At 58.8% G+C, this 12,278-nt stretch carries 8 protein-coding genes and 1 riboswitch; of the genes, 2 read left to right on the plus strand and 6 right to left on the minus strand.

The genetic code is table 11. The features are described from left to right. Window positions 1–168: 168 nt before the first annotated feature. Both ACN6KF_RS29865 and ACN6KF_RS29870 read right to left on the minus strand, forming a co-directional pair. Window positions 169–1,410, minus strand: a complete 1,242-nt coding sequence (locus tag ACN6KF_RS29865; protein ID WP_434960509.1) for a porin — start codon at window positions 1,408–1,410, stop codon at window positions 169–171. 399 nt (window positions 1,411–1,809) lie between these two features. Next, window positions 1,810–3,267, minus strand: a complete 1,458-nt coding sequence (locus tag ACN6KF_RS29870) for a hypothetical protein (protein ID WP_434960510.1) — start codon at window positions 3,265–3,267, stop codon at window positions 1,810–1,812. A 1,018-nt stretch (window positions 3,268–4,285) separates the two neighbouring features. Here ACN6KF_RS29870 and ACN6KF_RS29875 point away from each other — a divergent pair. Then, window positions 4,286–4,750, plus strand: coding sequence for a Ros/MucR family transcriptional regulator (locus ACN6KF_RS29875; RefSeq protein ID WP_434961343.1), 465 nt, complete (start codon window positions 4,286–4,288; stop codon window positions 4,748–4,750). 161 nt (window positions 4,751–4,911) lie between these two features. Beyond that, a riboswitch (cobalamin riboswitch) is annotated at window positions 4,912–5,108 on the plus strand. A gap of 300 nt (window positions 5,109–5,408) precedes the next feature. On the opposite strand, the gene ACN6KF_RS29880 is transcribed toward ACN6KF_RS29875, so the two are convergent. After that, window positions 5,409–6,488, minus strand: coding sequence for an IS5 family transposase (locus ACN6KF_RS29880; RefSeq protein WP_434960511.1), 1,080 nt, complete (start codon window positions 6,486–6,488; stop codon window positions 5,409–5,411). A gap of 45 nt (window positions 6,489–6,533) precedes the next feature. Here ACN6KF_RS29880 and ACN6KF_RS29885 point away from each other — a divergent pair, with 45 nt between their 5' ends. Beyond that, window positions 6,534–8,465, plus strand: a complete 1,932-nt coding sequence (locus ACN6KF_RS29885) for a TonB-dependent receptor plug domain-containing protein (protein ID WP_434960512.1) — start codon at window positions 6,534–6,536, stop codon at window positions 8,463–8,465. Window positions 8,466–8,883: 418 nt separating this feature from the next. Here the strand turns inward: ACN6KF_RS29885 and ACN6KF_RS29890 are convergent, their stop codons facing one another. The 3 genes from ACN6KF_RS29890 to msuE all read right to left on the minus strand — a co-directional run bounded on the left by ACN6KF_RS29890 (window position 8,884) and on the right by msuE (window position 12,140). After that, a complete protein-coding gene (locus ACN6KF_RS29890) occupies window positions 8,884–9,993 on the minus strand; it encodes a calcium:cation antiporter (RefSeq protein ID WP_434960513.1) in 1,110 nt (369 codons plus the stop codon). 433 nt (window positions 9,994–10,426) lie between these two features. After that, window positions 10,427–11,539: a dimethylsulfone monooxygenase SfnG gene (sfnG, locus tag ACN6KF_RS29895; protein ID WP_434960514.1), complete on the minus strand. Its 1,113-nt coding sequence runs from the start codon at window positions 11,537–11,539 to the stop codon at window positions 10,427–10,429. Between the two features lie 34 nt (window positions 11,540–11,573). Continuing rightward, window positions 11,574–12,140 carry an FMN reductase gene (msuE, locus tag ACN6KF_RS29900; RefSeq protein ID WP_434961344.1) on the minus strand — a complete coding sequence of 189 codons (567 nt, stop codon included), beginning with the start codon at window positions 12,138–12,140 and terminating at the stop codon, window positions 11,574–11,576. Window positions 12,141–12,278: the final 138 nt, after the last annotated feature.

Genomic DNA, 12,278 nt, shown 5'->3' on the forward strand with positions numbered 1-12,278 from the left:
GAACCCACTTCAAATCGCAGAGGCCTGCCTAACCAAAAAGCCAGAGCAAGGATCGCACGGCTTTTCTCAAGCGGCTACAAAGGCAGACAGCCGCAGAAGAGAGCGAGTGGCGGCAATGCTTTGCCGCCACCTTGCTGCACGGGATGATTGTCTTTGGAAGGAGGTGCTTCAGAAAGTGCGCTTGATGCGCAATCCGCCGAACCACAGATTATAGTGATCGAAGCCCTTGGTGGGCCCTGATGCGATCTTGCCGCCGCTGACGCGCCCCGTCTCATAGGAAATCATCGGGGTGATCGAAAGATCCTTGGTGACCGAATAGACCAGTGAACTCGTCAGGATGAGGTCACTGTTCCCCAACGAAGCGGTGTTTGCGAATACGCCGTCATATTTGGCGTCGTAGTAGGATGCGATGAGATCGAGGTTCAGCGACGGTGTCAGGCGGGCGGACAGTTCGGCGGTTACCGACCACCCCTTGCCGCTCCGTATCTGCCCCGAATTCGTTCTGAAATAGTCGGATTGGGCAAGCCAGGTGAGATTGCCGCCGAGATAGTTGAGGGCACCGTCGGCATATTGGCCTTCGATGATGAGGTAGCCCTTGATCGCCGGTATGTTGATCAGGGCGGTCGCGCCGGCGGCCCAGCCGAATTTGCTCTGCCTGGGCGTTACATCCTCTGCGGTGCGAAACTCATGGGCAGCGGCCTGAACGGCGAACGATCCCCAGTCCTGGGTATATCGCAACTGGCCGACGAGATCGGGCAGGCGTTGCCCGCCCTGTTTGATGGGAAGCTGCCCGCCACTGGTGAGCGTGCTCATCTGGCGGTGATCCCGGCCGTCTTCGATTGATACGGTCGCCAGGAAGCCATTACCGAGTTCGGCCGTATAGGCGATGAGATTGGATCTGGCGTTATTGGCAAAGTAGTTGGCAAATACCGAATATCCGTATTCGGCGTCGTAAAAGCCGAAGAAGGAATGGGCATATCCCGCGGTCAATCCGCCATACTGGATGAAGGCGCGCCAGAGGACGAAGCTGTTCGGGTTGTAGCTGCCGCCACGGCCCTGCTGGCTGATGGGATGGCTGTCCATCCAGGTTTCGACATAGGAGCGCAGCACACCGTAGTCCGTCTGGGTGCGGGCATCGAATGACAGACGCATCTGGGCATTGAACGCCGAGCGATCATCGTTTCTGCCAAACCCGGTGCCACCGTAGACGCGGTAGCTTGCACGCATGTCACCGCCGATCTTGAGGCAGGTATCGGAACCGGGCAGATAGAAAAAGCCTTTGCCGAACTGCGAACAGACCTTCACATATTCGACAGCACTCCCTTTTTCCGCAGGAAGATCGCTGGCTAAGGCTGCATTTATTGACGTGATTCCGGCGATAACAGCGACTGCGGCTGCTTTACGCTTCATTGTTCCTCCCTCCACTGACAATACGAAACCACACAGGCCACAAGTCTGCTGCTTGCAGTCACAAGGCTTGTTCGGATTTCAGCGCTGTACTTATTCTTGAGTTGGCGAATTGGGACTTCTTGTTTCTGCTGCCGACATAGGAGGCCAAGAGCATTGATTGGCCACGCTAGCGTTTGCCGCGCGCTGAACATCGTCCGGTTGGACTATCGCTGTAGTTGCGATCGTCATTTTGGAAACGCCCATGGCGTGCATCCATGGCGGCATCGCTTCTCGATGCCGATCGTAAGGCCGCCAACCGCGACGGCCTGAAAAGGACGGGACACCAATACCCAGTCTGGTGTCGCACCGGCTGAAATAGCAGCCGACGCCTGACAACTCAGTGGCATGTTACGGCAGGTCTTAGATGAGCTCCATTCGATGCAGCTTTATACTAAGGCGGCGTTCGTCCGAATTGATGCCGAGCGTCTTGGGACTAATCGCGGTGTCCATGCCGATCGAAATTTCCAGTATCGAACCTGCCGTGGCCGGTGGGAGGGCAATCTGCAATTCGCACGTTTCGGCGGTTGCCAATACCATTTTCTCGGTGAGGCCGACGGGTTGTGAAGAAATAACCAGTTCCTGTGGGTGATCCGCATCCGGTACAAAGGCGCTGAGTGTCAGAACCAGTGTCGTTGCCGTCCCGTCATTGCAGGCAGGTACCTGAAGAACAGCCAATATGCCGTCGCTCCAGACGCCATCCGGTTCTGTTCCGCTCCAGCCGAACACGCAATAGGGTTGGATATTCGTCGTTGCTTCGCCTCGCGAGAGCGGCGAGAGGGCAGTGGCCGTCGCGGGCGGCGGAAGCCCCCAGTTCGCCCCGAATAGACGACGCACCGGGAGACCTGGGGAAGGAAGACTTGGCGTTTGAACGGCTTGATTGAGCAGGTCCCCCCAGAAGGGAGCGCTCGAAGCCCTGCCATCGATGCGCTGAAACGGGCCAACCACGCCGGGTTCGACAAACTCCACATCGGGGTCGATCAGCCGGCTGGCGGGCTTGTCGAAATACATGGCTTCTGTCGCGACACTTGATGAAAGAGTGACGACTGCCCCAAGCCAGGGAGCCGTCATCAAGGCGTAGATGTTGTCGCGCGTAAAGCGGCTTCTGGGCAAGGCGCGATGCAGCGTCGCAAGATCGGGATTGCCAGGAGCATAGGGATGCGGCTTTAGCAGAATTTGGCGTCCGGCAGCGATCTCGTTCAATCGATGGGCAAAAGGCGTTGCGCTTTGAATGCGGCTCCCGGCAATCAGGCTGCTGTCATCGGGAACTTGTCCTGCGAACACGATTGCCTCCGGCTGGGCAGGGAGCGGCTGAATTCGGGCTCTAAGGTCTGCTGCGCCGGCAGCAATCTGTTTTGACGGAACGGATTGTTCGGCAAGCAACGTCTGGAGCACGGGATCGTTGCTGCGCATTCGCAAGAACAAATCCTCACAGAAGCGGATGGGATCAATCGAGATATCGATCAGTCTTTGTCCGTGTGCATGCAGACCACGTATGAGATTGGGAGGCATCTCGAAGCCCAGCACCAGATCAAAGGCTCGAAGCCGGGCAAGTGTCGGCATGATCAGGTTGCTGACGTCAGGGTGGGAAAAGACATGCGCCCAGCCACTTTTGTCCCGCGGCCAACCATGCCGTGCTGCGAGATCCTCGAGCAGGGTGGGGCCGCCGTCCGCCAGGATCGAGACACGCTCGACCTCGACGCGAAGTGGTCGCAAAATCTGAAGGAACCGATTGTAGAACCAGTGGCCAATGACGGGATCGGCTTCCGGCATGCCGAGCACGCTGGAACGAAAAATGTCGTGGATGGTTGCTATTCTCATCGGTCTTTATTGGCCGAAAGGTGTTGCGGGAAATATAGTCGATTGGCGTAGAATTCGGTAAATTTTATCGATGCCGGAAGGTGTGGCCAATAGCAATGCAGGATAGGGATCAAGATTGGATTATCCTGGATCTTTGATCCCAGCTTTGATGGGGTATGCATATCATCTGAAACAAAGGATGCGCTGTAGGCCAGATTCTGTATGGGAGCGCCACAACGACAGAGATGCTCGCCGACGATACGGTATCCGCTGTGTCACCATCTCGGCGCCCTGCCGGAATCATGGGATCGGTGACGCCAGCATTTTACAAGTGGAAGGCGCAATACGGCGGCATGAATGTATCGCTGGCCAGGCAGATGAAGGGATGAGAACGCCGAACTCAAACCGATGCTAGCGCATGTGATGTTCGACAATGTCGCGGAGAGATCTGGTGGGAAAGAAATGGTGACGCCCCCTGTCGCGCGGAAAGCCGTCAGCACATCCGGTCGAACCCAGGGAATGAGCGACCGGCGGGCATGTGAAGCCGTCGGCTGCGCTGCCGCCGCATGATGATCCGATGCAAAACACTCGCTCCAACCACGCCACGCTTCGGGAGCGTAAGCAAGTCATTGCACACGAACGCCGCTGTTTCTGCCAGGGTGCCCCTTGCGTGAGGTTGCGACCGTGGGCTTCTCCAAAGGTAGGAACGTTGCTGGCATGAACCCCGGCGGATGGGCGTGGCAGCTTGTCTGTCTTGAGGAGATTGATCTTCGTTCGGGAACGGGCCGATGTAAATCGAATGCTCTCAGACGACCCTCTTTTATCTGGATTTGTTCAAAGAGAGCCGCTGGTGGAAGCAAAATTCGAGAAAACTCAAAATAGTGGTGGCGAGGACTTCGATTGTTTACGGAGCGTCCTTTACACTGGCCCGCAATTGCCTGAGAATCCAAGATGGCGCAGCGATCGGGTCCACAATGCTGCGCTCATAAAGAAAAACGTCACTCACTTCGATATCAACACAACAAGAAAGTGATTGAACATGCTTGAAGAAGACACGAGTTTGCTCGACCTGACCGCCGATATCGTCTCCGCCTATGTAGCCAACAATCAGGTCGCCACAGCTTCCCTCGCGGATCTGATCCGTTCGGTGCATGGAAGCCTTACTGGTCTGAATAGTCCAAAGCCGGTTGAAGCGGACAGACCGCTGACGCCTGCCGTTCCGATCAGGAAGTCCGTCACCCCGGATCATCTGATCTGTTTGGAAGACGGTCGCAAATTCAAATCGCTGACGCGGCATCTGCGAACAGCCTATGACCTGACGCCGGTGCAGTATCGGGAAAAGTGGCGGCTACCCAGCGACTACCCCATGGTCGCACCAAACTATTCGGCTCATCGCTCTCGCCTCGCAAGGGAACTCGGCCTTGGCCAAGTGCGCCAGAAAGCCAAGAGCGAGCCACCGCCGCCTCCCGCCCCAAGCAAGGGCAGAAGGAAAAAGGCGTCATAGACGTTCGTCACCTCGGTCTAATGACGATCCCGATCTCGCCGGCTCCAGCAGGGCCGGCGAGTACGATCCAAGCCAGGTAGATGGAGCTCAAGCTTTCCCTGAAATCGTCCAGGATTGCACAGGACGGGGATTCCCAGTGCTTGACAGTTGCGACCCTGTCACCCTAGCGTCACGTCGACGGTTCCCCTCGGGGATAATAGGGAACGCGGAGAAGTGAGAAATCATTTCGAACCGCGGCTGCCCCCGCAACTGTAGGCGGTGAGTCCTTCGTTACATGCCACTGGGATCAGGCCCGGGAAGGCGACGAGGCGTACGACGACCCGTGAGCCAGGAGACCTGCCGTCACAATGGTCACGCGCGGTAACATTGGGCGGGGGTCCTCAATGGTGGTCGATCCAGATGTCCTTATGGGGCAGCGGGAGGGACTTCAATCGCAGTGACGGCCATTGGCTATCCTGCTTGAGGTCTTCATGGACTCGACTATTTCGCGCCTGCAACGCGCGGTTTTGACAGCCGGACACCTCCAATAACCGGGTTTTCGGTTGAAGTAGCGTGCGCGATTGATGGCGCCGACGGCGGTGGGCGAGTTTTGTCGCAGATGAACGGTCAATTCGAGGCCCGAGAGCGTCGCGCAACGGCGTTCCCGCCGTCTTTTAGATCATCCGGCCGCCGCTCTGGCGATCAGCCAAACGCTGCGCCTCATGTTGTAGACGAGGTTGGCCAAGCCGATCTTCACCTTCGCCCGCGCCAGGCCGATGGTTCGCACGACGAGCGCCATCGGTCCCTTCTCCTGAGCGAACACATGCTCGACGGCGGAGCGAACCTTGGATTTCATCGCGTTGGCACGGCGAGTGCGCTCGGACATGGGCTTGCCTTTAGGCTTCTTACGGTGAAGGCGCGAGACAAACCCTCGCGCCTTCAGCATCGTCTCGTTCTTGGCCGAACGGTAGGCCGTGTCGGCCCACACGTCGCTCGCTGTGTTCCTCGCGTCGAGCACCTCGCCCAGTCTCGCGCCGTCGTGTGCAGCGGCGTCGGTTGCCGTCCACTTGCGGATCAGGCCGTGCTCGCGGTCGATGGAGACGTGGTTCTTATAGCCGAAGGCCGGGATCGCCAGATCGACCGGTTTGGTTCCATCTTCCTGCGGCTTGGCCTTGGTGTATTTGACGGTCCAGCGCGCCTCGCGGTCCTTCTGCGCGATCTTTGCCGGCTTGTCCTTCCAGGCGTCCGGGATGCAGCCCTCCTTGATCGCCTGCTTCTCGTCCTTCGTGTTGCGCTGCTTGGGCGCGGCCACGACGGTGGCGTCGACGATCTGGCCGCGCATCGCTAGAAAACCACCGGCGCGCAGTGCCTCGTCGAAACGCACGAACAGCGCCTCGACGGCGTCGGCCTTTTTCAGCGCCTCGCGGAACGTCCAGATCGTGTTGGCGTCCGGCACGCCGTGGCTCAGCGACAGGCCGAGAAAGCGCATGAACGAGAGGCGGTCCTTGATCAGATATTCGGTCCGCTCGTCCGATAGCGAGTGCATGGTCTGAAGGATCAGGACCTTGAACATCAGCACCGTGTCGAATGGCGGACGACCGCCCTTCGAGCGGTCGGCTCGCGGAACCGCAGCCTCCAGCGCCGGCCGGAATATCTCGAAATCCACGACCGCGTTCAAGCGCTCCAGGTCATCGCCCTTGGCCGAAAGCTCGGCCAGTCGTTCGTCAAAATCGAAAAGCCCTGGAACCTTCGACGCCATGATCGTCTCCACGAACCATGCCCCACGGAATCACATTCGCCGCAAATGCGCGAGGGTTTTTGGAGGTGTCCAGCCGGCATCGTTGGGACGTCCTGCATTCTGGCGACGCATGCTCTGGCGCAGAGTGCGGGAACACCGCCCGAGCCGATCGAACTGGATCCGGTCTATGTCAATTCTGCCACGCTGACGCCGACACCCGCCAGTCAGATAGGCAGTTCGATCACGGTAATCACGGCAGATGACATCGCCAAACAGCAGCGGCGCACCGTCAAAGACGTACTGAGCACCGTGCCCGGCCTCAATCTCGTGCAGTCAGGCGGCCCGGGCACCCAGACCTCCATCTTCATGCGCGGAACCAATTCCAACCATGTCAAGGTGCTCATCGACGGCATCGATGTTTCCAATCCTGCCGTTCCCAATGCTGCCGCCGATCTTGGCCAATTGCTGACCGGTGACATTGAGCGCGTCGAAATTCTGCGTGGACCGCAAGGCGGACTCTATGGCGCCGACGCCATCGGAGGCGTCATCTCGATCACCATGAAGAAAGGCTCAGGCGCCCCCAAGCTGACGGCCAGTGTCGAAGGCGGATCACATGGCACGTTCAATCAACGCGCGGGAGTGAGCGGCTCGGCTTCGATTTTCAACTATACCTTCGGTATCGAGCATTTTCGTTCGACGGACACGCCGGTCACGCCCTGGGAACTTCTCGTATCCGGCACCGTCGCGCGCCCCAACTACTATGACAATTACACCTATTCCGGCCGGGTCGGTGCCGATCTGACGGATAATTTCTCCGTCAATGTCATTGCCCGCTACACCGACTCCAAGCTCGGTTTCACCAGCGACGGCTATGGAGCGTGCTTTTGCGCGCCCAACCCTTCGCGCACCTGGCTGTTGAACCATCAATTGTTCACGCGTGCCGAGGGTATCTGGCATTCGCTCGATAATCGCTACCGAACCATATTCGGCGTTTCCTACAGCAATCTATGGAGCCGGAACGTCTATCCACCGGTGACTTTCACGGCGCCGAGCGCGGCAACCGGCGAACGGCTGAAGTTTGACCTGAGGCAGGAGATTGCCCTCAGCGACAATTACAAGGTGCTGCTCGGCGTCGAGCACGAGCGCTTCAGCCTGGATCTGGGAAATCTCAAGGCTTCGGATGTCGACAACGCAGCCTATGCCCAGTTGGAAGCAAACCTCTTCAAGGGCTTCACCGTGGCGTCCAACATTCGCTATGACCATTACAATAGTTTCGGCGGTCACTTCACCTATCGCCTCGCCCCGACCTACACCTTCGATCAGACCGGAACCCAACTGAAGGCCAGCGTCGGCACGGGCTTCAAGGCACCGACCTTGAGCCAGCTCTATCAGAGTTTTCCAGCCTTTGGTTTCTACGCCAATCCCGACCTGAAGCCGGAAGAGAGCACCGGCTATGATGTCGGTTTCGAACAGCCCTTGTTCGATGGCGAGGTTCGGGTTGGATCGACCTATTTTTACAACAAGATCAAGAACCTCATCATGGCCAATGCCGATTTCACCACCAATATCAACATCGGCAGGGCCGAAACGCATGGCAACGAGTCATTCATCGCCTGGAAGGTGAACGATCAGCTCGATCTGAGGGCGGACTACACCTTCACCATCGCCAAGGACGAGGACGAGAACCAGGAATTGCTGAGGCGACCGCGGCACAAGGTCAGCCTGCAGGCGAACTGGTCGCCGATCGACCAGCTCCACCTCTCCGCCACGTTGCTCTTCGTCGGTTCCTGGGTCGACGGTAACCGTGATTTCTCGATCCGACGCATGCGAACTCCCAGCTACACGACGGTGAACCTCGCGGCCGATTATGATCTGAACGACAAGATCAATCTCTACACGCGCGTCGATAACCTGTTCGACCGTCGCTATCAGGAACCAATTGGTTTTCTTCAGCCGGGCCTCGGGGTCTATGGCGGTGTTCGGGTGCGGGCGTTTTGATGCGCCGATCTCGGGGTCCGACCAGAGCAGCGTCCACCTTCTGGTGGCCTGCCTGGTCCTCGCGATGTCTGGTATCGGACAAGCCAGCGCCGAGACTCCGGTGTCTGCGTCTCCACCACCCAAACGCGTCGTCTCCATCAACATGTGTACGGATGAACGTCTGCTGCTGCTGCATCGTGTGGGCATGAATGTCGCTGAATACGATGTCCTGCAGGGTCTCCAGGGCGTGCGCGGACAGATCCGCCAGGTCGCCAGGCTCGTCGGAGAGCCGGACAGGGGAGAAGCTATCATCCGTGAGATGGACGGGCGCCTGGAGGCCTTATTTTGTCATGACAGAAGAGGAGCGCTTCCGCCACGACTGCAGATATGCTCGCCGTTGGCGGGTCGGCTTGCGCAAGAGACAGGCGGGCCATGCCTCTTACGGGCTGAAGACCAGAACCAGGAAGACGAAGAACACGCCAAGATGCACTGCGCCCTCAAGCATCGTCGTTCTGGTGCCTGTGAAGGTGAGCGTCGAAAGCATCAGCGTCATCGCCAGCAATATCATGTTGGTCGCTGAAAGCCCGAGCACCACATTCTGTCCGGTCAGGAGACCGATCACGAGGATGGCCGGCACAGTGAGGCCCAGCGTCGAGGCCGCCGCACCGAGACATAGATTGATGGCCCGCTGTAGCTGATTGGCCGTAATGGCCCGCAAAGCCGTGATGCATTCGGGTGTAAACACGATCATGGCGATCAGAATGCCGCCGAGCGCTGTCGGGGCGCCCAGGCGGGCGATGCCGAAGTCGAGCACTTTTGCCAGGCTTTTCGCCAGCAGAACGATCGGCAGGATGTTCAGCAAAAGCAGGAGAAGATGGGGCACGATCGGGCCGTCGTCGGCTGCCTCCTGGATCCCCGTGTCCTCCTCTTGTACTGGAGCGGTTTCCGCAGACGGCTCGCGGTAGAACTCGGCGTGGCGGCCGGTCTGAAGCACCAGGAAGGCGCCATAGAGCATGAGCGTGAAGATCGAGAAACTGATCGCCTGGAAGCGCGTCAGGGAGCCGTCGCTGACGGAGGTGGTGAAATTCGGCAAGATCAGGGGGATGACGGCCAGCGGAATGATGATCGCAAGATAGGATGCCGCGCCCTTCAGATTGTAGCGCTGGGCGAAATGCTTCATGCCCCCGAGTAGAAGACCAAGCCCGACCACCCCGTTGAGAACGATCATCAGTACCGCGAACATCGTGTCGCGCCCGAGGGTCGGGGCTCCTTTGGCGCCCAGCATCACGGCGGAGATCAGCGCGACCTCGATGATGACGATCGCGAGCGTTAGGATCAATGTGCCGTAGGGCTCGCCGAGACGATGTGCCAGCACCTCCGCCTCGTGCACGACGCCGAAGGCGGTCCACATGATCACAGCCAGGAGCCACAGGAAGACCGCCACTGCGACAAGTGGCGTGTCGAGATGACCCAAAAGCGGGTCCGCCAGGAAATGGAAAGCGGCGACGCTGGCCCATGCGGTGACGAGGCGGAGAATCAGGATCGGCATGAAGGGGAGACCTCGGATGTCCAACGGGATGTCGGAGAATGGCCCGTCAATCGCTCCACGGCAAATCGAGCCTGAAGCGTTTTGCGATCAGACGAGGATACTGGAATTGCAACGAGGCATCGAAAACGGGGCTGGAGGGGAGGCGCTGCTCATGGTTCTTCTGCTCTCAGGATTGGGAGGCATTGTCCCGCCGATGGAACAGGTAGCGGCAGATGTCGAGGATAGGCTTCCTATCTTCAAGTTTCGTAGTGTGCAGGCGCAAGGTCACGTCTACGGCTGCTGTCCCGCCTATAGATGACGTTGATGTGCGAATTCCTGCCTGCGCCGTTAAGCCCGATGATGGTAAATATCTCAGCGGGGCGGACAAGCAGGCTTACCTGCGCGAGCGTCGTGACGCCGTCGAAGGAGAGGCTGCCAGCCGCGGGCTGATGAACTATTCGGCCGCGACAGCCAGCGACCGCTCGGCTTCCAGCTCACGCACCAGTGGGATGATGTGCCTGCCGAAATATTCCACCTCTTCCTGGAAGTGCAGGAAGCCCAGGAGAATAAGGTCAGCGCCCGCATCCTTGAGGGCGATGACGCGCTCGGCGATCTGTTGCGGCGTGCCGATCAGATTGGAACGGAAGCCGTCATTATACTGCACGAGGTCCTCGAAGGAGGACTTGGCCCAATTGCCTTCGCCTTCGGGCGAGGCCTTGCCGGCGTTTTTCACCTCATGGGCGAAGCCGTGCACGGCATCAGGATTGGCCTTGGCGATGATTTCGGCCAGGACGGATTTGGCTTCCTCCTCCGTCTGTCTGGCAATGGCGAAGGCGTTGACGCCGACCTTGACGGAATGGCCATTCGCGGCCGCCTTGGCGCGAATGTCGTCAACCTGCTTCTTGATTTCGGCGGGCGTGTTGCCGTTGGTAAAATACCAGTCGGAGACCCTGGCCGCCATATCACGAGCCGCCCGCGAGGAGCCGCCCTGGAAGATTTCCGGCTGGGGGTCGATCGGCTTGGGCTTGAGATTGTAGTCGGTGAAACGGTAGAAATCGCCCCGGAAAGTGAAGTTCTCCTGGGTCCAGATTCCGCGCAAGGCGCGGATGAATTCTTCCGAACGGCGATAGCGTTCGTCATGGTCAAGCCAGGGTTCGCCTATGGCCGTGAACTCGCCCCGGAACCAGCCGCTCACCACATTCACCGCGACGCGGCCGCCATAGATATTGTTGATCGTCGCAATCTGCTTGGCGGCGACGGCCGGATTCCACGGCCCCGGCAGGAGAGCTACAATCACCTTCAGGCGCTCGGTCGAGGCGATCAGGGCCTGGCTGAAGGTCACGGGCTCGTGCTGGTTGTCGGCGCCGTAGCCCGCCGTGAAGCGAATCTGGCTGAGCGCGTAGTCGAAGCCGTTGTTTTCGGCGATCTGGGCAAGCTTGCGATTGTAATCGATGTCCCAGCTCGTGCGCTGCTCGATATTGCTGATCACGAGTCCGCCAGACACATTTGGAACCCAATAGGCAAATTTCAGTGGTTCACGCTCGCGTGGCAAAGGGTTGGACGACATTGGCTTATCCTGGATCTGGGAGGGGCGGAGAGGTTCAGGCATTGACCGAAAGACGGATCGGGGCAGGGCGCGAGGCGAGCGCGGGTAGGGTGAGTTGTTGCCGGGCTTCGACCACAGCCCGATCGATCCGCTCCTGCACGGCCTGGCTGGTAAGCTCGTAGTCATCGAAGTCGGCATCGAGTGCGTAGACGGCGGTCGAGATCGTGCGGGCACCGAAAAAGCCGAATAGCGGTCGAAGTTGGTGCTCGGTCATCAGGCCGTGCAAAGGAGTACCGCCGGTGGCGGTGAGGACGACCGGCGTGCCGCGCAGGGCCCGATAATCGACAAGATCGAAAAGATGCTTGAGGGCGCCGGTGTAGGAAGCGCGATAGACGGGCGAGCCGACCACCAGCAGGTCTGCATTTTCTACGCGTTGGACAACCGTAGCGGCACGATCCGAGAGGGTTGCAGCCGTCAACGAAGAGAACAGATGCGGTGCTTCGTCGACAAGTTCCAGCAGGGTAACGGCACCGAGATCCCCCAGTCTGTCCAGGATGTTCTGGACGAGGGCAGTCGTCCGGGACGGCCGCCTCACGCTTCCGGATATTCCGACAATCTTCAAGCCAGACATTGCGATCCCTTTGTTGCGCCATTAACAATTTATAATCTATAGATTTTGTCAATTAATTATTTGGAGCACCTCGTTTGCAGGCTTGGCGCTAGCGTCCTGCCTTTGTTGCGGTATCGGTGATCAAAGGTC

The organism is Labrys methylaminiphilus subsp. lupini (assembly GCF_051161885.1).
Taxonomy (GTDB): Bacteria; Pseudomonadota; Alphaproteobacteria; order Rhizobiales; family Labraceae; genus Labrys.

Bases quoted from the DNA above. Each gene is read 5' to 3' on its own strand.
- ACN6KF_RS29885 (WP_434960512.1), top strand. From the start codon at position 6,534: ATGCGCGAGGGTTTTTGGAGGTGTCCAGCCGGCATCGTTGGGACGTCC.
- ACN6KF_RS29880 (WP_434960511.1), bottom strand. From the start codon at position 6,488: ATGGCGTCGAAGGTTCCAGGGCTTTTCGATTTTGACGAACGACTGGCC.
- ACN6KF_RS29875 (WP_434961343.1), top strand. From the start codon at position 4,286: ATGCTTGAAGAAGACACGAGTTTGCTCGACCTGACCGCCGATATCGTC.
- ACN6KF_RS29865 (WP_434960509.1), bottom strand. From the start codon at position 1,410: ATGAAGCGTAAAGCAGCCGCAGTCGCTGTTATCGCCGGAATCACGTCA.
- ACN6KF_RS29870 (WP_434960510.1), bottom strand. From the start codon at position 3,267: ATGAGAATAGCAACCATCCACGACATTTTTCGTTCCAGCGTGCTCGGC.
- sfnG (WP_434960514.1), bottom strand. From the start codon at position 11,539: ATGTCGTCCAACCCTTTGCCACGCGAGCGTGAACCACTGAAATTTGCC.
- ACN6KF_RS29890 (WP_434960513.1), bottom strand. From the start codon at position 9,993: ATGCCGATCCTGATTCTCCGCCTCGTCACCGCATGGGCCAGCGTCGCC.